At 41.8% G+C, this 20,499-nt stretch carries 19 protein-coding genes and 2 pseudogenes; 14 read left to right on the plus strand and 7 right to left on the minus strand.

Going from position 1 to position 20,499, the window contains the following annotated elements; genetic code table 11:
- Positions 1 to 31: 31 nt before the first annotated feature.
- The 5 genes from atpD (at position 32) to ACQKCG_RS06555 (ending at position 5,712) form a co-directional block, all read left to right on the plus strand.
- On the plus strand, positions 32 to 1,465 hold the full coding sequence (gene atpD / locus ACQKCG_RS06535; RefSeq protein WP_101205954.1) for a F0F1 ATP synthase subunit beta: 1,434 nt from the start codon (positions 32 to 34) through the stop codon (positions 1,463 to 1,465).
- A gap of 114 nt (positions 1,466 to 1,579) precedes the next feature.
- On the plus strand, positions 1,580 to 1,996 hold the full coding sequence (locus tag ACQKCG_RS06540) for a F0F1 ATP synthase subunit epsilon (protein ID WP_057761996.1): 417 nt from the start codon (positions 1,580 to 1,582) through the stop codon (positions 1,994 to 1,996).
- A 600-nt stretch (positions 1,997 to 2,596) separates the two neighbouring features.
- A complete protein-coding gene (locus tag ACQKCG_RS06545; protein ID WP_057761994.1) occupies positions 2,597 to 3,313 on the plus strand; it encodes a response regulator in 717 nt (238 codons plus the stop codon).
- A gap of 330 nt (positions 3,314 to 3,643) precedes the next feature.
- Positions 3,644 to 5,341: an ATP-binding protein gene (locus tag ACQKCG_RS06550; RefSeq protein WP_101205953.1), complete on the plus strand. Its 1,698-nt coding sequence runs from the start codon at positions 3,644 to 3,646 to the stop codon at positions 5,339 to 5,341.
- A gap of 191 nt (positions 5,342 to 5,532) precedes the next feature.
- The gene (locus ACQKCG_RS06555) at positions 5,533 to 5,712 is read left to right on the plus strand and encodes a hypothetical protein (RefSeq protein WP_101205952.1); all 180 of its coding nucleotides are present in this window, start codon (positions 5,533 to 5,535) and stop codon (positions 5,710 to 5,712) included.
- A gap of 35 nt (positions 5,713 to 5,747) precedes the next feature.
- Here ACQKCG_RS06555 and ACQKCG_RS06560 read toward each other — a convergent pair whose 3' ends face one another.
- Entirely contained in the window at positions 5,748 to 7,226 is a 1,479-nt protein-coding gene (locus ACQKCG_RS06560; RefSeq protein WP_101205951.1) for an ATP-binding protein, read from the minus strand.
- Positions 7,227 to 7,652: 426 nt separating this feature from the next.
- Here ACQKCG_RS06560 and rpsP point away from each other — a divergent pair, with 426 nt between their 5' ends.
- The 4 genes from rpsP (at position 7,653) to rplS (ending at position 10,088) form a co-directional block, all read left to right on the plus strand.
- Positions 7,653 to 7,922: a 30S ribosomal protein S16 gene (gene rpsP / locus ACQKCG_RS06565; RefSeq protein ID WP_021812802.1), complete on the plus strand. Its 270-nt coding sequence runs from the start codon at positions 7,653 to 7,655 to the stop codon at positions 7,920 to 7,922.
- Between the two features lie 165 nt (positions 7,923 to 8,087).
- Positions 8,088 to 8,621 carry a ribosome maturation factor RimM gene (gene rimM, locus ACQKCG_RS06570; RefSeq protein ID WP_101205950.1) on the plus strand — a complete coding sequence of 178 codons (534 nt, stop codon included), beginning with the start codon at positions 8,088 to 8,090 and terminating at the stop codon, positions 8,619 to 8,621.
- Between the two features lie 77 nt (positions 8,622 to 8,698).
- Positions 8,699 to 9,463, plus strand: a complete 765-nt coding sequence (gene trmD / locus ACQKCG_RS06575) for a tRNA (guanosine(37)-N1)-methyltransferase TrmD (RefSeq protein WP_101205949.1) — start codon at positions 8,699 to 8,701, stop codon at positions 9,461 to 9,463.
- Between the two features lie 205 nt (positions 9,464 to 9,668).
- Positions 9,669 to 10,088: a 50S ribosomal protein L19 gene (rplS, locus tag ACQKCG_RS06580; RefSeq protein WP_101205948.1), complete on the plus strand. Its 420-nt coding sequence runs from the start codon at positions 9,669 to 9,671 to the stop codon at positions 10,086 to 10,088.
- A gap of 224 nt (positions 10,089 to 10,312) precedes the next feature.
- Here rplS and ACQKCG_RS06585 read toward each other — a convergent pair whose 3' ends face one another.
- Positions 10,313 to 10,873 (minus strand): DUF4442 domain-containing protein, encoded by a 561-nt coding sequence (locus ACQKCG_RS06585; protein ID WP_101205947.1) that lies wholly within the window; start codon positions 10,871 to 10,873, stop codon positions 10,313 to 10,315.
- Between the two features lie 514 nt (positions 10,874 to 11,387).
- Between ACQKCG_RS06585 and ACQKCG_RS06590 the strand changes: the two genes are divergently transcribed.
- Complete coding sequence (locus ACQKCG_RS06590) at positions 11,388 to 12,911, plus strand: DUF3360 family protein (RefSeq protein WP_101205946.1); 1,524 nt, start codon at positions 11,388 to 11,390, stop codon at positions 12,909 to 12,911.
- A 154-nt stretch (positions 12,912 to 13,065) separates the two neighbouring features.
- The gene (gene uvrC, locus ACQKCG_RS06595) at positions 13,066 to 14,910 is read left to right on the plus strand and encodes an excinuclease ABC subunit UvrC (protein WP_101205945.1); all 1,845 of its coding nucleotides are present in this window, start codon (positions 13,066 to 13,068) and stop codon (positions 14,908 to 14,910) included.
- Positions 14,911 to 15,038: 128 nt separating this feature from the next.
- On the opposite strand, the gene ACQKCG_RS06600 is transcribed toward uvrC, so the two are convergent.
- The 5 genes and pseudogenes from ACQKCG_RS06600 to ACQKCG_RS06620 form a co-directional block, all read right to left on the minus strand.
- The gene (locus tag ACQKCG_RS06600) at positions 15,039 to 15,611 is read right to left on the minus strand and encodes a dihydrofolate reductase (RefSeq protein WP_101205944.1); all 573 of its coding nucleotides are present in this window, start codon (positions 15,609 to 15,611) and stop codon (positions 15,039 to 15,041) included.
- 64 nt (positions 15,612 to 15,675) lie between these two features.
- Positions 15,676 to 15,960, minus strand: a pseudogene (gene thyA / locus ACQKCG_RS06605) (thymidylate synthase); the annotation flags it as partial.
- A 209-nt stretch (positions 15,961 to 16,169) separates the two neighbouring features.
- Positions 16,170 to 16,349 (minus strand): annotated as a pseudogene (locus ACQKCG_RS06610) (restriction endonuclease subunit S); the annotation flags it as partial.
- 119 nt (positions 16,350 to 16,468) lie between these two features.
- Positions 16,469 to 17,941, minus strand: coding sequence for an ATP-binding protein (locus tag ACQKCG_RS06615; RefSeq protein ID WP_011959982.1), 1,473 nt, complete (start codon positions 17,939 to 17,941; stop codon positions 16,469 to 16,471).
- A 1-nt stretch (position 17,942) separates the two neighbouring features.
- A complete protein-coding gene (locus tag ACQKCG_RS06620) occupies positions 17,943 to 18,677 on the minus strand; it encodes a heavy metal response regulator transcription factor (RefSeq protein WP_101205941.1) in 735 nt (244 codons plus the stop codon).
- Positions 18,678 to 19,001: 324 nt separating this feature from the next.
- Between ACQKCG_RS06620 and ACQKCG_RS06625 the strand changes: the two genes are divergently transcribed.
- From ACQKCG_RS06625 to ACQKCG_RS06635, 3 genes are all read left to right on the plus strand, one after another.
- Positions 19,002 to 19,328: a hypothetical protein gene (locus tag ACQKCG_RS06625; protein ID WP_101205940.1), complete on the plus strand. Its 327-nt coding sequence runs from the start codon at positions 19,002 to 19,004 to the stop codon at positions 19,326 to 19,328.
- Positions 19,329 to 19,461: 133 nt separating this feature from the next.
- The gene (locus ACQKCG_RS06630; protein WP_101205939.1) at positions 19,462 to 19,734 is read left to right on the plus strand and encodes a hypothetical protein; all 273 of its coding nucleotides are present in this window, start codon (positions 19,462 to 19,464) and stop codon (positions 19,732 to 19,734) included.
- Between the two features lie 61 nt (positions 19,735 to 19,795).
- Entirely contained in the window at positions 19,796 to 20,386 is a 591-nt protein-coding gene (locus ACQKCG_RS06635; protein WP_101205938.1) for a c-type cytochrome, read from the plus strand.
- The last annotated feature ends 113 nt before the right edge of the window (positions 20,387 to 20,499 follow it).

Raw genomic sequence — 20,499 nt, forward strand, 5'->3', positions numbered from 1 at the left:
CACCTATATATAGAAGTTCAAGGAGAACGCAATGAGTAGCGGTCGTATTGTACAGATTATTGGCGCGGTTCTTGACGTTGAGTTCAACCGTAATGAAGTTCCTCAAATTTTTGATGCCTTGCAAGTAGATGGTACCGAAACCACCCTAGAAGTACAGCAACAGCTAGGTGACGGTATCGTACGTACTATTGCAATGGGTTCAACCGAAGGTTTAAAGCGTAACCTACCTGTTACTAATACTGGTGCACCGATTTCTGTGCCTGTTGGTACTGGTACGCTAGGTCGCATCATGGATGTTCTTGGTCGTCCTATCGATGAAGAAGGTCCTGTTGTTGCTGACGACAAATGGTCTATCCACCGTGAAGCACCAAGCTACGCGGATCAGTCAAACAGCACTGAACTACTAGAGACTGGTATTAAAGTTATCGATCTACTTTGCCCATTCGCTAAAGGTGGTAAAGTTGGTCTGTTCGGCGGTGCTGGTGTTGGTAAAACCGTTAACATGATGGAGCTGATCAACAACATCGCTCTAAAACATGAAGGTTTGTCAGTATTTGCTGGTGTTGGTGAGCGTACTCGTGAAGGTAACGATTTCTATCACGAAATGCAGGAAGCTGGCGTTGTAAACACTGAAGACTTTAGTAAGTCTAAAGTAGCAATGGTATATGGCCAGATGAATGAGCCACCGGGTAACCGTTTACGTGTTGCACTGTCTGGTTTGACCATGGCTGAGTACTTCCGTGATACCAAAGATCCTGTTACTGGCAAAGGTCGTGACGTACTATTGTTTGTTGATAACATCTACCGCTATACACTAGCGGGTACAGAAGTATCAGCACTACTTGGTCGTATGCCGTCAGCGGTTGGTTATCAGCCAACACTAGCTGAAGAGATGGGCTTACTACAAGAACGTATTACGTCAACTCAGTCAGGCTCTATTACTTCAGTTCAGGCGGTATACGTACCTGCGGATGATTTGACCGATCCATCACCTGCTACAACATTTGCTCACTTGGATGCAACAGTTGTACTAAGCCGTGATATCGCATCACAAGGTATCTATCCTGCGGTTGATCCACTCGATTCAACGTCGCGTCAGTTAGATCCACAAGTAATCGGCGAAGATCATTACAATGTTGCTCGTGGTGTTCAGGAAGTTCTACAGCGTTATAAAGAGCTTAAAGACATCATCGCTATCTTGGGTATGGATGAGTTATCAGAAGAAGATAAACTGGTTGTTTATCGTGCTCGTAAGATTCAGCGCTTCTTGTCTCAGCCATTCCACGTAGCTGAAGTCTTCACTGGTGCACCTGGTAAATACGTACCACTACGCGATACCATTGCTAGCTTTAAAGCAATCATCGCTGGTGAATACGATGACCTACCAGAGCAGGCGTTCTACATGGCTGGTAGCATCGATGAAGTAGTCGCTAAAGCTGAAAAAATGAAGTCTAAGTCAGCGTAAGTTGTATGAGCATAAGCTAACGAGTAGATATAATATAAACCTTATATCTACTCTTCAGTAACGCATCGCAGTTTTACTGTTTTTTGATCGCGCTTTGATGGTAAGGAATTAAGTATGGCAACGTTACAATGTCGCGTCGTAAGTGCTCGTGAAGAGTTGTATTCAGGCGAAATTAGCATGTTAATAGCTACTGGTACCGAAGGCGAGATTGGTGTATTGCCAGGTCACACACCGCTTATTACTTTGCTAAAGCCAGGTGCAATGCGAGTGCAAACACCAAACGGTGAAGAAGAAGTAATTTACGTCTCAGGTGGTGTACTAGAAGTACAGCCTAAGATGGTTACGGTATTGGCTGATACAGCTATGCGTGCACACAATCTTGACGAAAGCAAAATCGTCGAAGCACGTAAAAAAGCTGAGCAAATGTTAGTTAACCAGTCTGATACGCTACAAACCAATGCGGCTTTGGCCTCACTTGCAGAGTCTGTAGGACAATTACAGACTATTCGTAAGTACAAAAACCGCGCGTAATTTATTACTGATGGCTCTAGCTAATAATTTAGAGTTGTCGCTAGAAATAATGATAAAAAGACAGTCCATTATATGGGCTGTTTTTTTATGCCTATTCATTATGAAATTAACGGTTCTGCATTGAATACACATGGTTATCACTTGGATAATATTTGTGGCAGTTCACTCTATTCTCAGGAAAAATCTTTTATTATCAATGAATCATCGCCTATTGGAATTTTCTTAAAAAGACACTGGCGACAACGGTAATATATGGTTATATTAGACATAACGTATTATAAGTAATGAGCAGTAACTGTACGCAATAATATTGGCTCGATGGTTTGGATAATAAGCAAACGATAGATAATCCAAATTGCAATGTACTAACGAAGTAATTGACGTAATTTCTGGACGCAAACTAAAGTTTTGATAGGGGTAGTTTATAGGTTTTGTTACCGACTATCAGCTATAGTATAGGAAGCTGATAATTTAATAGTATACTGTGCTACCAAGTTTGTAACAGCTATACGAACATCAATTGTGCCACTATATGGTGCTATTAATTTTACCGCTCTTACTTTTACTGCTTTTAAATTAGATGTATTAGAGGATATAACAATGACAACGAATGAAGAAGACAATACCCCCCGAATCTTGATTGTTGAAGATGATGAGCGTCTGGCCATGTTGACTCAAGATTACTTGGTCAAGAATGGTTTAGAAGTGGCAATTGAAACTGATGGTAATCGTGCTATTCGCCGTATCGTCAATGAGCAGCCAGATATGGTTGTACTTGATGTTATGCTACCTGGTAGCGATGGTTTGACCGTATGCCGTGAAGTACGCCCGCATTATCAAAATCCAATTTTGATGTTGACTGCACGTACTGAAGACATGGATCAGGTATTGGGTCTTGAGATGGGTGCTGATGACTATGTTGCCAAGCCTGCTCAGCCACGTGTATTGCTTGCCCGTATTCGTGCGCTACTGCGCCGCTCAGAAAATGCACCATCAGAAGATGTGCCACAACGTCTGGAGTTTGGCGAGTTAGTAATTGATAACGGCGGTCGTTCAGTTAACCTAGGTGATGAGTTGGTTGATTTCACCAGTGCTGAATATGATCTACTATGGTTACTTGCTTCTAATGCAGGTCGCATCTTGTCACGTGAAGATATCTTTGAGCGTCTACGCGGTATTGAGTATGATGGTCAAGATCGTTCAATTGACGTACGTATCTCACGTATTCGTCCAAAAATCGGTGATGATCCAGAAAATCCAAAACGTATTAAGACCGTACGTAGTAAAGGCTATCTATTCGTAAAAGAAGGCAACTAATATTGTTGCTTCTATAGGTTGATTAATTATTAATCATTATTCGAAAAAACCAGCAACGATGCTGGTTTTTTTTGTGGCTAAATTTTAATTTTTAAACTTAAATGCAGTGTTATGTGGTTTAATTAAGCCATTATTATAGACGCTGACTAAATATGTGTCATACATATAAGTCTTTGGATGATTGCTGCATATGGATTAAAATACGGTAATTAAAAGTCAAAGTTAAAGTCTATCCCTATTCGATCATGTTCGATATCGTCAAACACATAGCACTACCTATATGTTTGATGATATTGGCAATCTCTATTTATTAAGTTGGTCACGGCACGTATGTCATTAGTCTCTTCTTTAAAACACAGTATTTTTGTTCGTATCTATGCTGGGCTACTTATAGTCTGCTTGTGTGTGGCACTCTTTGCGCAGTTATTGATGGATACCATCAATAAGGAACGTGTGCAGTCCTATCGTGAAAATATGGCAATGGGGGCGTTCCATTTGGTGAGTGAAGGAATCTCTCACCAAAATAGCGAGGAAGAGCGTGAATATTGGTTATCAGATGCGAGCAGTTTGTTTGGTACTACTTTTAAAGTCTTGCCTATTGACGAAGTAGACTTTAGTGCCAGTGAGCTACGCCGCTTTAAAAATGATAATACCGTTGTACGTTATTTTAACCAGCCTGTATATGCAGATGTTTATTATCGTTTGCCGGATAACAAGAGTGTTTTAACAGCGAGAATCTCTCAAGTTACCGAACAGCAAGTGCGGGCAATCGCGGTCTTTTTGTTAGACGATTTGTCTTATCACATGACACTGTCGGACAAACGCGCACGTTTGGCTGAATTGGAGAAGAAGTTTTCTTTTCCTTTAGCGTTTAAAGCAGTCAATACACTTGAGTTAGATTCAGATCAGATGGCTCGTCTGCGTCGTGACGAAGTTGTCATATCGCTGCAAGATACTAACAGTAGTACGAGTAACTCTGCGATTAGGGTAGTGGTACCCTCTGAAATCAATGATATGGCAATTTTGATTGGGCCTATACCTTTATTTAACTGGTTCCCGCTTAACTTAATTATTAGTATGATTCTTATCAGCATGTTCCTAATTAGCTTGGGTGTATATGCGCTCATCTTCCCGCTTGAGCGTAAGCTGCAACTGATTCAGGTAGGTGTGAATGAGGTCAGTCAAGGTAACCTTGATATTCAAGTACAGGTTATTGGTCAAGATGAAATAGCGCGTTTGTCAGCGACTTTTAATGCTATGACCTCGCATATTAAGCGTTTGATTGAATCACAGCGAGAGCTTACCCGAGCAGTCTCACATGAGCTTCGTACGCCAGTGGCTCGTATTCGATTTGCCGTAGATATGCTTGCTGATACAGATGACGAAGACTCACGTTTTATGCAGCGTGATTATATTGATGAAGATATTGAATCGCTTAATGGTTTGATTGATGAGATTTTGACCTATGCTAAGCTTGAGGAAGGGTCACCAAAGTTAGATTTAGAACCAGTAAACTTAAGAGAGCTGTTAGAGCAGATCGAGCGCGAAACCAATGCGCTAGGTAAACCTATCAAAATAGTAACCAGTCTGCCAAATGCAAAAGTAACAGCAGTGGCAGATAGACGCTACTTACACCGTGTGATTCAGAATCTTGCAGGTAATGCGTTACGCTATGCAGAAACGACTATTATCATTAGTGCAGGTGTCAAAAAAGGCAATGCCTTCGTCAGTGTTGAAGATGATGGACATGGTATTCCTGAAGCAGATCGCGAAAAAGTATTCATTCCATTCTCACGCTTAGATGATAGCCGTACACGCGCGTCAGGTGGCTATGGTCTAGGCTTGTCTATTGTATCGCGTATTGCCTTTTGGTTTAATGGTAGTATGAAAGTAGATGAGAGTCGTGAGTTAGGCGGTGCAAGGTTTGTGATGACATGGCCTATGAAACCATTGACGCAAATTCTTGCTGCTGATGAATTGACGCAAGAGAAAAGCGAGCGCGACTTCGATACTAAGTTGTCAGATTAGCCCAAGTTATAGGGCTAAGCTATAAGAGCAAGCTATCAGACTAAATCATCAGACTAGGCCATAATTATTAGTCATGATGCTAAAGACAATCAGCGTCATCTTAATGGTATAACAGGATACAGCTTTATAGCTGGGTGCGGCGCTTGTCGCTATTTTTAAGACAGTTGGACAATGTCATAGGAGGGCATAGGATGCCATATTTATTTGGTGGCTTGGTAGTATTGAATGCGATTACGCTAGGCTATTATTTATTCTTAAAACAGCCATCAACGACCCGAACACTACAAACAGCTCAGGCTGAAATTATCCAGCCACTAGCTTTTACTAACAGTGCTGAGTATATTCCGCCGGCTATTGGTAGCAAAGACTAGCGTTGACCTCTTTGCTTATTCAGATTAAAGTTTCATCAATATTTTGAATTTGGTACCGTATTGTCTACCTCAGATACCTCTTCTACTTCAGCCGCTAATGTCGTATCTCCAGCGACTTTAGAGAGTAGGGGAATGCGTACGCATACTTGTAGCCCACCTTCAGGGTGGTTAATGGCTTCAACAGTACCGTGATGTAATCGTGCAATACGATCAACAATTGCAAGACCTAGTCCGCTACCTTGAGTAGTCCGTGCCGTCTCTCCACGTTCAAACGGTTGCATAATCCGCTCTAATTGATCATCAGCGACGCCATCACCGCAATCTCGTACACAAATCACTAACTGTTCTTGAGCTTCTTTGTTCACTACATTTTCACTGACCACATCCGTATCTTCGTCTTCGACAGTTTCTATAAATGTCGGTACAACCGTTGCCGATAAATAAATAGGTGGCTTTCCATAACGATTGGCATTATTAACCAAGTTGATAATCAGGCGCTTGATGGACAATGGACGTACGGGAACGACCTTGTCGCATTCTGACTCATATACAAACTTCATTGGCGCAAACTGCACCATGATTTCGTTAAATATAGTGTCTAGGTTGGTCAAGCTGACTGGCTCATCAGAACCGTCTTTCATAAATGAGATGAACTGCTCCAAAATAGCATCCATATCCTCAATATCGTAAATCAGCCCTTCACGGAAGAAATCATCTGGTAGCATTTCTGCGGTTAAGCGCATACGTGTCAACGGCGTCCGCAAATCATGTGAGATGCCGGCAAGCATGATTGTTCGCTCTTTTTGCGCCTGATTCAAGGTCGTGAACAGTCGGTTAAATGCCATATTAACTTGACGTATTTCTGTGGGGCCTTTCTGAGTGGGCAGTGTGGTTGCATGACCGAGACGAATATAGTTAGTAGCTGCACGTTGTAGGTAGCGTAGCGGGCGATTCAACTGACGGGCTAATAGAATAATCGTGAGTAACGATAGGATAGGCAGTCCAATCAAAAATAGCACCAGTAATGTCGGGCTATACTGCGAATAGTAGACGACAGGCTCACGCACCCAAAAACTGTCATCACGGCTATCTTGTACCCATAGCTGCGGCGTTGGCTTAAATTTAAAATAGACCTCTACAGGACGACCAAGCTGCGCACCGATTTCACGTTGTAGTACGTCCGTAAAAAAGCTTACGAACGGCTTATCAGCGACTTCTGGAAAGTCACTCGGATTGTTTACCACAACGACATGAGAGTGCTGGTAAATCCATTGGCGTACTTCGGGACGACCTTGCCAGTCTTTATTAACACTATTGATCAGCTGCAACTCACTCGTCAAATAACGCGCATGGTTTTTTAACTCTGGTAGATATAGACTGCGCCAAAAGAACAAAATTGATAAGCTCACACTGATAAGCACGATAAAGGCAACCATTAAGGTCGTTAGCCAAGTGTTGGAATAAGAGCGTGGCAGCCAACCTTTACGACGCGGCTTTGGGTTCGGAGAGATCATATGTGTCCAACAGAGTAAAAGAAAAGTTAGTGTGATATAGCCTGTAGTTCTCTAAACATAGTCGTCTTAAGGCGAGTATGTGCGTTAATTTATGGCGGTATATCATAGAATAGCATAATCAATAAATAGTACTGATACAGTATGCAATCGACGAGCGAGCCAGATAGTTATTGGAATAGGTATAAAGTTAAACTTAAGGGTGAGACCATCTAATAACTGTAAAACCTTTAGAAATAACCATAGGAGTCTACAGAACTTAAAGAAAAACTTTAAAAATAAACTATTATTATCAGTTATATTTTACTTAGGTCGACATTTAAGCTATTGTTAATAAATAATTAAATATGCACAGTTTATGTTTTCAACAAATAAAGACTGTGATATAATTATGCCCTTTTTGGTATACCTGCGAAAGAGAGAATTCACATGGTTGTTATTCGTTTAGCACGGGGCGGTGCCAAGAAACGCCCATTTTATCAAGTAGTTGTTGCTGATCAACGCCGCGCGCGTGACGGTCGCTATATTGAAAACATCGGCTTTTTTAACCCACTCGCTAAAGAGTCTGAAGAAGCAGTACGCCTAAACATGGAAGCGTACAATGCGTGGATCGCAAAAGGTGCACAACCTTCAGATCGTGTTGCTTCATTAGCAAAAGCTTACAACAAGTCTGCAGCTCAAACTGAAGCAACTGCTTAAGTTTTGGTTGTTATTGAGACGTTCGTAGCAAAACTACGATATGACTCAGTAGACTTTAGAATACATAGCGTAACTGGTCTGACCAGGGTGCGCCATTAACTGTTTATCGCTTTTGACGCAATTGTTTTTGCAATTGCTGTTTTAATCATTGTTAGGTTAGCTGCTATGTCATCTGTTCCAAACGCTAGTGCCCTTATGAAAATTGGTCAGCTTAAGAAGCCTTACGGCATTAAAGGCTGGCTTTGGGTATTCAGTGATACGGATGACCGTACAGCGATATTCGACATGAAGCCGTGGTGGATGAAAACTGCCACTGGCATGAAACCTTTGACTGTGAAAGCTTGGCGTGAGCAAGGAACAGGAATTGTGGCTCAATTTGAGCAGATTCCTGATCGTAATGTTGCTGAGACTATGAACGGTGTTACCGTTTGGGTCGAACAAAACGTCCTGCCTGAAACAGCTGAAGACGAATATTATTGGTCGGATTTGGTCAGTCTGCGCGTGATGAACGAGCAGGATGAGTATCTAGGTAATATCACTGAAATGTTTGAAACCGGTGCCCATGACATCATGCGTGTAACGGCAAATTCAGACAGTTTGGACAATGAAGAACGCCTGATTCCATGGCATAAGCAAACTGTGATAGAAGTCAATATGACTGAAAAAACAGTGCTTGTGGCATGGCCAAGTGATTACTAATAGCGTTTCTGGCTTTTTAGTCAGATGTTGTTAGTACTTACACCGATTGTTTTAGCCTTAACGCAAGTAGACATCAGATGTATTTTGCCGTAATTAGTATTTTTCCTGAGATGTTTACCACGATTTGTGAATTTGGAATCACAGGCCGAGCAGTGACTCAAGAACAAGTTACGATTGAATGCATCAATCCACGTGATTATACCACCGATAACTATCGCCGTATTGATGAGCGCCCTTATGGGGGTGGTCCTGGGATGGTGATGATGGCTGAGCCATTATCGAAAGCCATTGAGGATGCACGATTGCGTGCCAGTCAACATGGTTGCCGTGTCGATAGTGAGCACTGTCCGGTGATCTATATGTCACCGCAAGGGCAAACGCTTAGTGAGAGTAGCGTAGTCAATATGACTGATTACGATGGCATGATTTTATTATGCGGTCGTTATGAAGGTATTGACGAGCGTTTACTATCACAATATGTTGATATGGAAGTATCGTTAGGTGATTACGTGTTGACTGGTGGCGAGTTGCCAGCAATGGTGCTGATGGATAGTGTGATACGTCGTCTGCCCGATATCATGGGTGATGACAAGTCAGCGGAGCAAGACTCTTTTGTCGATGGCTTGCTTGACTGTCCACACTATACTAAGCCGCATGAGTTTGCGGGTATGGCGGTTCCTGAGGTATTACTTTCAGGTCACCATGCCAATATCGCTAAGTGGCGTTTTAGTCAGCAAGTCAGTCGTACGCAAACGCGTCGTCCAGACTTATGGCAAGCGTTTACTCCAACGGTAGAGCAAGCAAAGTGGCTGAAAGCATTGGCCAAAGCAGATAAAAAGTAGATTTTTAAAATCTGACTTTATTGTTACTAGGTTTGATAAACAGTTAAGAAACAGAATTTTGAGCAATAATAAAACGAGTCATCACATAGTGGCCGTTGGTTATAACCCATTTACGTTGTGTCTCACTATAAAGAGATGCGATTAATTATTACAAACAGGTGATATGCGTTAAGCCTCTATTATCTAATGTGAGGAGATAACTCTCATGAGCAACAAGCATCCATTGGTTCAGGTCATCGAAAACGCTCAATTGCTTGAGCGCCCAAACTTTGCACCCGGCGATACCGTTGTGGTACAAGTAAAAGTACGTGAAGGTGAGCGTGAGCGTTTACAGGCTTTTGAAGGCGTTGTAATTGCTAAGCGTAACCGCGGTCTAAACTCAGCGTTTACCGTACGTAAAATCTCAAGCGGCGTTGGTGTTGAGCGTGCATTCCAATTGCATTCACCAATCATCGATAGCATTGAAGTGAAACGCCGCGGTGCTGTTCGCCGTGCGAAACTGTACTACTTACGTGAGCGTTCTGGTAAATCAGCACGTATCCGCGAAAAACTTGCGCCACGTCCAGCTCAGAAAAAAACTGACGCTGGTGTACCTGATGCAGTTGATACTGCACCTGGTATCTAAGCACAAGTTTGCCGTTTTGAATTAGTCCTATAATTTTAGGATTGGCTCAAGACAAGGTAATAGTAGATACAAGCCCTTATTCATAGGTTTATTTATAAATAAGCGGGCCATACCAAAAAAGACGAAACCCCAATCTATGCGCAAGCTAGATTGGGGTTTTTGTATGTATAGCATTAATAATTTGAGTTTTATCAGCTCTGATAGTGCCAGTTATAAGCTAAAGTTTATTGAGCATCAAATGTATCGATGCGGTTGACTTGCTCTTTGGACTTACTGTATTTGCGCAGTCTAATGTATAAAGTCTTGGTAACGGTTGCAATGAGCTTTTGCTGCTCATCAACGATATCGACTTTATATTCACGGAATACCGCTTCGCCTTCTTTTGCTAGATCTTGAATAGTAATAATTTCAGAGCTAGGTATTTTCATGCGCGCAGTGACTTTGCTATTGCCAGGCGCGACAAAATCAATGTGTGAGCTCTTGTCCCACACTACATAGTTGCTACCCAGTTGATGCATCAGCATGAGCATATAAAAAGGGTCAACCATCGAATACAAGCTACCACCAAATTGAGTACCGACGATATTTTTGTTCAGAGTATTTAGTCCCATGCTTACCACACATAAACCTTGATCGAGACTGATATGATCGATTTTGATACCTGCGCCAATGTATGGTGCATAAGTATTAAGGCGCAGCTTTAATAAGTGCGGTGTCAGCAGCGGCATGATGCTTTGCTTGGCCCGACGTTTCAAGGTCTCAAGGTTGGTAGGTAATACGCTCATAAACTTGTCCTGTTGCCTTTTTTCTCAATTTTTTGATTGTATCAATAATGCGGTTTTACACAGTGTCACTGAGAAATAAATCGATAAAAAGTATTTATCATAATTAAAAAGTACTCAGCCCGCTAGCTCTAAAGCGTAACCGAAATGACATATTTATGCCCACTTATAAGTAACGATCGTTATTTATTATAACTATCTTTGCTATTCATCTATGTGATAAAAAATCATCTAGATGCAAATCATTATCAATAAAATGGTCATTTATCCTAATTCAAAGTCCATAACAGAGAGATTTTTTCCTCATGGTTTTCTATTAAGGTTAATTTTGTCTCAAATAGAAACTTTAGTTTATATATTATAATGAGATACATAGTATCTTTAAATGGTTTTAGGTTCGCATTTCATCAAGTCTTGGCATACAATAGTTCGCAGTTTGTAATAGGCGCTTTGGTCTATGACATTAGAGCAGAGCGTGTGTAGTCAATCAAAGACGTAATCGACACAAGGAAATGTGATGAGTAACCCTCAGACCCCCTCTTCAGGGTCTAATCCGCCGACCTCGAACGTAAACCACGACAGTCAAGTACAAGGCAGTTATGTAGATTTGCATAAGCCCAGTTCTAGTTTTGACAGTCGTGATGCTTACTTAAACCATGAATTACAAATCATGCAGCCGAAACGCTGGCGTCCTAATTTACCATTCCGTGATTACCGTTTTGAATACGAAGATACTATTCCAGCAATGGCCGCGACCATCGGTAAAGTTGTTATGGTGGGCGCCATTGCAGCAACCTTTGCAGGTCCACTCGGCTTAGGTGATGCGTTTGTTCTAGAAAACGTACGCTACGAGCTATTGATCGTCTCCTTCTTTATTATCTTATTTTCGGGCTTTTTATTGCCGACGGCCAACCTTGCTGGTACTCACGGTCCACTTATTCCTTTGATTCCTATTGTGGTAGCAGCTGGTGGGCACCCGATGGCCTTTGGTTTGCTTATCGGTGCTTTTGGTCTGCTCCTCGCGATTAGTAAAGGGGGGAGTCTACTAGCCAACTTAACCAGTAAAGGTGTGTGCGGTGGCCTATTGATTTACTTGGGCTTTATCGGAACCACATCACAGGTCAAAAACCTCTTCGCTTGGGCAGAAGGGATTGGCATGTCGCATATTGCTTTCTTTATTATTCTGGCGACTATCCTACTGTATGCATTGCTTGAGCATTGGCAAAAACGCTGGCTCGCGGTTCCGCTAAGCTGTGTGCTGGGTGGTGGTCTTGCATTTGCATTGGGTGCACCTTTTGCGTTCAAAACAGCACCAGGATTACCAAACATGAATCCAATGTATTGGTGGGGCGAAAACACAGGTTGGATGTTAGGTCTGCCGACGATTGAAAGCTTCATTGTAGTACTGCCGTTTGCTATTTTGGCCGTGGCAATGTGGTCGCCAGATTTCTTGGGCCATCAGGTGTTCCAAAAAATCAGCTATCCTAAGCGTACTGAAAAAGTGCTTATGGATATTGATGACACCATGACCAGTGCTTCATTTCGTCAGGTAGTCGGCTCTGTATTGGGCGGCTCCAACTTTGCGTCATCTTGGGGAACGTATATTGTTCCTGCGGCGATTGCTAAACGTCCAATTCCTGCCGGTGCTTTATTGACGGCTCTATTTTGTATTATCGCAGGGGTTTGGGGCTATCCGATGGATTTGGCCATTTGGCAGCCAGTGATGTGTGTGGCCTTGATCGTTGGGGTGTTTATTCCATTACTAGAAGCTGGTATGGAGATGACGCGTGAAGGTAAAACCACGCAATCTGCTGCTATCGTGGTATTCGCATCGGCATTGGTCAACCCAGCCTTCGGTTGGTCGCTCACATTGTTGCTTGATAACTTAGGTCTGATCGGCTCTAAAGAACGTAGTGCCAATTTGACTAAGATGAGCCGCTGGATCATACCGGGTATTATGTTCGTGGTACTGACAGGCGTCATGGCTATCGTCGGTATGCTGCCGGGTATCCCAGCACTGATGGCAAACTTCCGTCATTAGTAGTATGTGATTGGATAAACGATAATAGAACAAACTAAGCCGGCGAAAGCTGGCTTTTTTATGGGTAGCGCTGCGATAATAATTGGCTTGTAAAACAATGACTCCCGCCCCATAACTAGCAGTATTACTAAGATTTTTAAGAGCAATAAATTCTATGGTTAATGTCTCAGAATCGAGTCCTGTCGATGATAAAAAAGCCCGTCTTAAGCATCTGATTAAACGCCTGCCTAACCTGCCAGGGGTGTATAAGATGCTAGGTAAGAACGGCGATATATTATACGTTGGTAAAGCTAAGTCGCTAAAAAGTCGGGTAAATAGCTACTTTGCTAAGACGATAGATCATCCAAAGACACGGGCGCTAGTGGCGCGGATTCATAATATTGAGACTATCATTACGCGTAGTGAGACCGAAGCGCTGTTGCTTGAACAGAATCTAATCAAAGAGCATCGTCCGCCCTATAACGTGCTGCTGCGTGATGATAAATCCTATCTTTATGTGTTTATCTCAGCCGATAAGCCTTATCCACGCTTGGCTTACGGTCGCGGTAAGGGCAATCACCAAAAAGGTCGATTCTTTGGCCCGTTTCCCTCTGCACATGCGGCAAAAGAAACGTTGGTATTGATGCAAAAGATGTTTCAAATGCGTCAATGTACCAATACCTTTTTTAAGCAGCGTCAGCGTCCTTGCCTTGAGTATCAGATTAAACGTTGCCGTGCGCCCTGTGTCGGTTTAGTTTCGCCAGAAGAGTACGCAGAAGACGTCAACAATACGATTCGTTTTCTAAAGGGCGACTCTAGCGATATCCATAGTACGCTGATTGAAAAAATGGAAGCGTCAGCTGAAGCGTTAGATTTTGAGAAAGCAGTATTTTATCGTGATCAGCTGTCTATGTTACGCGAAGTACAAGCCAGGCAAGCGGTCTATACCGTACAAGGTGAGGCAGATGTGATTGCGATTGCCAGTCAAGCTGGCATGACCTGTGTGAACGTACTGACGGTACGTGGCGGCCGTGTACTAGGCGGAAAAAATTATTTCCCAGATGTGGACAGTAGTGAGTCGTTAGCAGATAACCTATCGGCCTTTATTACGTCATTCTATTTCCAAGTAACCGATGATTTGCCCGCTGAAATCATATTGAGCCATCAGATACCAGATCAGGTAGCAGTGAGTGAAGCATTGGCAACGCATTTTGGCAATAAGGTGGTCATCAAGACCAATGTGCGTGAGCACCGTTCAGAGTGGCTAGACTTAGCAACATTAAATACCAGTAATGCACTAAAAACCAAGCTTGGCGATTATCTAGAGCTGCATGCACGCTTTGGCGCACTAAAAGACGTATTGTCAACTGTCACCGATCGGACGATTGATCGCATTGAATGTTTTGATATCTCCCATACTATGGGTGAGGCGACCATTGGTAGCTGCGTGGTGTTTGACCAAGGTGGCTCGCGCCGTCGCGATTACCGTCAGTATGCTATCCATGATATCCAAGGTGGCGATGACTATGCAGCGATGAAACAAGTGCTGACTCGGCGTTACAAGAAACAACCATTGCCGGATTTACTATTGGTTGATGGTGGTAAAGGTCAGCTTGGCATTGCCAAAGAAGTATTGACTGAATTGGGTATTCTTGGCGACACCTTGCTCGTCAGTGTGGCAAAAGGGGAAGGACGCAAGGCTGGGCTTGAGGTATTGCACTTTTTAGATCACGAGCCGTTAGATCTACCGATGGATAGCAAAGCATTGCATTTGCTGATGCATATTCGTGATGAGGCGCATCGTTTTGCGATTACCGCTCACCGTAAAAAACGCGATAAGCGTCGCTCATCATCAGTGCTAGAGGTGATACCGGGACTGGGTGAGAAACGTCGTCGTGACTTGCTCAATCACTTTGGTGGTATGCAGCAGCTGCTTGGTGCTTCACAGCAAGAGTTGGCAGGCGTACAAGGCATCGGACCAGTACTCGCAAAAACGGTTTATAAAGTATTGCACGAGTAATGGATTAGATATTATCAAGCAGCAGTTTTTATTGATTGTCTATAAATAAGACTGTGTGAAGATTAAAAAAAGGGGCAATTTCAGATAAGTAAAATTATCCAAGACTGCCCTTTTTTAATAAGCTTTTACTACTTATCAGCTTCTACTTTATAAGTGGTAAATTTAAAGCTTAAATCGCTTTTTTCATCGTGCATCTGCTCAGATTCGTCTGCTACTTTAAAGCGTTCTGGCAGCTCAGGGTAAAAGGCATCGCCATCAGCAATGTCAGTATCTACATGAGTCAGCTCAATACGGTCGGTGTACATCAGAGCGTCACTAAATACTCGCTCGCCGCCAATCACCCAAATCGTATCGAGATGCGCGCCATGTGCTAGGCTAGCTGCTTGTGTCAGAGCATCGTCTAGATTGTGTACCACATAAGCATTGTTGCTATCTGCGAGACCTTTTGTCTCAGCATAATCCATCTGTGTCGTGACAATGAAGCTCACACGCTTAGGTAATGGTTTACTACCCATTGACTCAAATGTCTTACGACCCATGATCACGATACCTTGAATCTTGCTATCGTTTTCTTTGGTCGTCATGCTTTTGAAATGTTGCAAATCTGCTGAGATATGCCACGGTAGCTCATTGTTTTTGCCGATACAGCGATTGCTACTAATAGCAGCGATTTGGGCAACTTCGGTATGGGCATAGCTCATAATATATCCTTTTTATTGTATTCTTAAATTTTGCTCTTATTTAGCGTAGTTAACCAGACTAACTCTATACGGCAACTTTGGCTTTGATAGCAGGGTGCGACTCATAGTCATTGACGCTAATGTCTTCGTACTCAAATGCAAATATGTCTTTTACTTCAGGATTCAAAGACAATGTCGGCAGTTTATATAGCGAGCGAGTCAACTGTAACTCAGCCTGCTCACGGTGGTTTTGATAGATATGGCAATCACCACCTGTCCAAACAAACTCTCCAACTTCTAAACCACACACCTGCGCGATCATATGAGTCAATAGCGCATAGCTCGCAATGTTAAAAGGCACGCCTAGGAAATTTACAACCCCTAATTTATGCACAAGACGCCTAATAACATAGCCTTAATAGCTATAATAGCATTGTGCACTTTTAATTCTGCACAATATGGGTTATACATACAAGGTTATTATACCTGATTTTAAAATATCACTGCTAATAGAAGGTCTTGTTTATTTCTTTTAGTTGTACTAAGGCATATAAAACGTGATTGCTCCAACATTAAAACTCACCCTAAAGCCCTATCAATCAACGCATCGGTAAGCTGAACCTGTGTCTCTTGAGACTGCTGTAGCTTAACTTTTAACTGATCGCAAATAGCCATTAGTTCATCGACTTTAGCAACGATACGGTGTTGTTCAGCTAGAGGAGGTATAGGAATTAAAAATTTTGATATATTTCCCATGCTAAGATTAGCTCTTGCATTGTCGAGCCTTTCCTAAAAAGTGTGTAACTATCATTTAGATTGTAGAAGTACTTACACGAAATTTAGGAAAGGCTCGTTCATAGACAGTATGAAGGTATTTACTACCTGGCAATCAACAACTTTACAGCAACCTCAAAAAGACACTCATCTTTGATAGTAATACTAACTTTGCCATTATGAGCATTGGCGATAGCTTGCACAATAGATAAGCCTAAGCCTGTTCCTGAATGCATCGTATTCGTTTTATCATGACGATAGAATCGCTCAAACAGTTTATCGGCTTCAATCTGATTTAATGGTTTGTCTAGACGGTTGGTCATAGTTATTCTTAACCAGAGCTGCTCTGGGGATTGAATATCGTCTTTTGGCGCATTAAGCGAGGTGCTTGAAGTGAGGACAGTAGCGGATATCATAATAGTGCTATTACTAGCCGCATAATAAATCGCATTTGACATCAGGTTGGCAAACAGCCGTTGCAATAAGCCTTTATCACCTAGTACTGTTTTAAAATCACCCGATTTTTCAAAGATTATCTCACGATCCTCAGCAATCATCTCATAATAATCTATAAGCTTTGTGATCAAGCTCTCTATATCGACATGACTGATTTGCGAATCACTCAGCTCTTTTTGAGTTTTTGCCAGTAATAACATATCGTTAATCATGGCGGATAACTGCTTTAACGTATCATGCTGATGATGCAATTGCTCAATGTATTCGTCGCTTTCTCTTGGCTTAGTTAACATGACTTGCGTTTGCGTACTCAGCGTCGCTATTGGCGTACGTAGCTCATGGGCGATATTGTCTGAAAACCGTGATAATGATTCAAAGTTACTTTCAAGCTTGACCATCATAGAATTATAAGACTCCGTTAGTGGACGTAATTCTAACGGCATATCGCCAACCACAATTCTTTCATCTAACCTTTGAAGATTAATGCCTTTCATCTTTTGTACGATAGTAGCTAGGGGAGCAAAACCCCAGTGTACACTTAGTGCTGCTACTGAAACCAATAATAAGGTAATGGCGATAAGTATCAAGCTCAGCTGGCGATTAAACTGGATAAGATATTGATGATGCACATCGATAGGTAGAGCAATAAATGCCAAAACCTCTTGATGTGTAATGATAATGGCTCGGTAATGCCTATTATTTATCTTGATCATAAACTGCTGATCGCGATAGTCCTGCAATAGTTGTAACAAGCTAAAATCTGCCGGTAGATCATTGATGAAATTACTGGGATCGCTGGACAATAAATTGCCGTTTTTGTCTGATATTAACGTTTTTAAATCATAGTCTAACCAAGAAGAATGTAGATGATTGGCATCAATTAGCGCTTGCGACTTTGACACTGTAAAAGGTTCTATGTGATCGTTAAAATTCACCATGCGTTTACGCAGGTTAAAAGCTGCATGGGTAATAATCTCTGAGTCCATTTGCTCAAAGTGCTCGTTAACAGAGCGCTGAACCCATATATAAATAACAACTTGAGAGATAACAACAAATATTGTCAGTAAAAAAACAGTACGCCATAACAAAGGCCAGCGTCGATTCTTAAATTTATCTCTCATTTTATTTTAGATCATCTTTGTTGGTGTCATCGTCGCCCATGCCACTATCCACGTCGACATTCAGTGGCTCTAACTTGTAGCCCATTCCGCGTACCGTATGAATCAGCTTTATATCAAATCCATCATCAATTTTTATCCGCAAGCGCCTTATAGCCACGTCAATGACATTCGTATCACTCTCAAAGTTTATATCCCATACTTGCGAGGCGATCACAGTGCGCGGCAGTACCTCACCTTGACGTTCTAAGAAAAGTTGTAATAAAGCAAACTCTTTAGCAGTCAATTTTATATTAGTGTTGCCTCTATGAACGGTGCGTTTGGCAATATCCATTTTCAGATCAGCTATGTGTATGACCGAGCTTTTATAATCAGATTGATTGGCACGGCGCAATAGGCTTTTTATTCTAACAATCAGTTCATCAAAAGCAAAAGGCTTGGTCAGATAATCATCGCCACCAATTTCAATACCTTTGATCCGATCGCTTAAATCATCTTTAGCCGTTAAAAATAAAACTGGCGTATGCTTTCCAGCAGCTCGGTAGCGCTGTACCAACTCAAAGCCACTGACGTCAGGCAGCATCACATCCATCAAAACCACACTAAAATCTTCAGTCATTAACGCATGATAGCCATCTAAACCTGTCATGTGATGATCCACGATGAAACCGGCCTCAGTTAAGCCTTTCTTAATATATTCTCCAAGGTTTTTCTCATCTTCTACTAACAGTACTTTCATCGTTGCTTACCTTTATATCATTATAGTTGTCAACAGCGTATCACTAACATTGTTAGCTTATCAGCCATATATTTATCAGGAACCCTTGTTATAACAGTGTTCTTTGGATATAGACAGATGCTGGTATTTGGTTTTAATGACAAGAAGATGACAATATTATGCTGTTCCTAACGAACATGTAATATCCGTGTCATCTAGCTGTCAGCCACCATTTAGTATTCTAAATCAACTCCGCATATTGGCTTGTCTCTGATACAGACTGCCTCTACGGTAAAGCAATTATCCTACTTAAACAGTTTGTTATTTATCTTTAAAGGGTCTTATATGAAAAATTATAGTTCATTAAAAAAAGCAGCTTTGCTTTCAGTATCGATGTTAGTGGGCATGTCAGCGGCCAATGCGCATACCACAAACTTAGATGCTTCTGTTCTCGGTAATTGTGATGCGCTCACTAGTTTTGCAAGAAACGCAGATCATAATGATGCACAAATGTCCAAAGAGCAAAAGAAAAGTTATGTCGACGCCAGAGTGGCTTGTCAGGTTCAACATCAAGATCAACATTTGCAGTCTGAAAAGTATTTTGTGAAAAAATATGGTAGCGATCGTGATAGTAATGCTGAAGCCATATTAAATGAATATATCGCGCATTAGAATCTAAAGCAGTGAGAATGACAGAATTGTAATCTTAACGTCATCTGCCAGTCAGAATAAATGATGTATCATTTAGGCTGGTTTAACAGCTATTGAACTCAATAACCTTTAATCCAAACAATAGGAATTAATCATGTCACAATTTAAATTACTGTCTAAATCAATCGCAATGACGGTCATCGCTCTTGTCGTATCGACCTCAGCTATGGCGCATGATCCAAAATTGCATGCTAAAAAAGATCAAATGAACTGTGAAAAAATGCAAAAGAATATGCAAATGATGCAAAAAATGGATCATAGCAAGATGGATATGAAAGATCCTGCTATGAAAGCAATGATGGCTAACATGGGTAAAATGAAGCAAATGTACCAAAAAAACTGCGTTACTAACGACAGTAAATCTTAAAAATTTTAGCTCTGCTAAATAGCAGTCAACACTTAACGAAAATAAAGTTTTAGGAAAACATATGAAATTTTTATTGGGTGCGCTCTTTACCGTATTTGTGGCAATCGTTGGCGTGTTTGCGGTTGTTACTAGTGGTGTTGTCAATGTGGGAGCTGACCAAGAGCATAGCCCAATGATGTTTAGCTTTTTGGAAACCGCTCGCAATCGTTCCATAGCAAATGCCAGTAAAGATATTGTGGTACCAGACTTAGAGAAGGTCGATATCAGCTCTGGGGGCGCGGACTATAAGGATATGTGTGCAGGCTGTCACTTGTCTCCGGGAGTGGCACAAACTGACTTTAGTGAGGGCTTATATCCAAAGCCGCCCAACTTTACCAAGGCTGATATTGTCAAACGTTATCAAACAGAAGACGGTGCAAAGCAAGGCTTTTGGGCAATCAAGCACGGTATTATGGCATCTGGAATGCCTACGTGGGGCGCGTCCCATGATGACGCTAGAATGTGGGCAATGGTTGCTTTTATCAGATCGTTACCTGAATTAGATGAAGCTCAGTACACGATGCTAACCACTAGGATAGATGGCGATATGATGGACATGTCATTTGACGGTGATATGAATATGTCGGATGATGGATCTGGAATGCAGCATTAATACTTTCTAGATATGAAAGCCTCCTAACTCACGGTTGTCGCTATCACCAATGTAGTACTGAACAGTGCTGCATTTAATGTTTTTAGTTAAGTACATAAGAATTCAAATATAGG

It is taken from the genome of Psychrobacter sp. NPDC078929 (assembly GCF_050267985.1).
Classification (GTDB): Bacteria; Pseudomonadota; Gammaproteobacteria; order Pseudomonadales; family Moraxellaceae; genus Psychrobacter.

Coding starts and splice junctions, on each gene's coding strand:
- uvrC (WP_101205945.1), top strand. CDS start 13,066: ATGGTTAATGTCTCAGAATCGAGTCCTGTCGATGATAAAAAAGCCCGT.
- ACQKCG_RS06620 (WP_101205941.1), bottom strand. CDS start 18,677: ATGAAAGTACTGTTAGTAGAAGATGAGAAAAACCTTGGAGAATATATT.
- rpsP (WP_021812802.1), top strand. CDS start 7,653: ATGGTTGTTATTCGTTTAGCACGGGGCGGTGCCAAGAAACGCCCATTT.
- ACQKCG_RS06560 (WP_101205951.1), bottom strand. CDS start 7,226: ATGATCTCTCCGAACCCAAAGCCGCGTCGTAAAGGTTGGCTGCCACGC.
- ACQKCG_RS06600 (WP_101205944.1), bottom strand. CDS start 15,611: ATGAGCTATGCCCATACCGAAGTTGCCCAAATCGCTGCTATTAGTAGC.
- ACQKCG_RS06585 (WP_101205947.1), bottom strand. CDS start 10,873: ATGAGCGTATTACCTACCAACCTTGAGACCTTGAAACGTCGGGCCAAG.
- ACQKCG_RS06545 (WP_057761994.1), top strand. CDS start 2,597: ATGACAACGAATGAAGAAGACAATACCCCCCGAATCTTGATTGTTGAA.
- ACQKCG_RS06555 (WP_101205952.1), top strand. CDS start 5,533: ATGCCATATTTATTTGGTGGCTTGGTAGTATTGAATGCGATTACGCTA.
- ACQKCG_RS06615 (WP_011959982.1), bottom strand. CDS start 17,941: ATGAGAGATAAATTTAAGAATCGACGCTGGCCTTTGTTATGGCGTACT.
- ACQKCG_RS06540 (WP_057761996.1), top strand. CDS start 1,580: ATGGCAACGTTACAATGTCGCGTCGTAAGTGCTCGTGAAGAGTTGTAT.
- ACQKCG_RS06635 (WP_101205938.1), top strand. CDS start 19,796: ATGAAATTTTTATTGGGTGCGCTCTTTACCGTATTTGTGGCAATCGTT.
- atpD (WP_101205954.1), top strand. CDS start 32: ATGAGTAGCGGTCGTATTGTACAGATTATTGGCGCGGTTCTTGACGTT.
- rplS (WP_101205948.1), top strand. CDS start 9,669: ATGAGCAACAAGCATCCATTGGTTCAGGTCATCGAAAACGCTCAATTG.
- ACQKCG_RS06590 (WP_101205946.1), top strand. CDS start 11,388: ATGAGTAACCCTCAGACCCCCTCTTCAGGGTCTAATCCGCCGACCTCG.
- trmD (WP_101205949.1), top strand. CDS start 8,699: ATGTATTTTGCCGTAATTAGTATTTTTCCTGAGATGTTTACCACGATT.
- ACQKCG_RS06625 (WP_101205940.1), top strand. CDS start 19,002: ATGAAAAATTATAGTTCATTAAAAAAAGCAGCTTTGCTTTCAGTATCG.
- rimM (WP_101205950.1), top strand. CDS start 8,088: ATGTCATCTGTTCCAAACGCTAGTGCCCTTATGAAAATTGGTCAGCTT.
- ACQKCG_RS06550 (WP_101205953.1), top strand. CDS start 3,644: ATGTCATTAGTCTCTTCTTTAAAACACAGTATTTTTGTTCGTATCTAT.
- ACQKCG_RS06630 (WP_101205939.1), top strand. CDS start 19,462: ATGTCACAATTTAAATTACTGTCTAAATCAATCGCAATGACGGTCATC.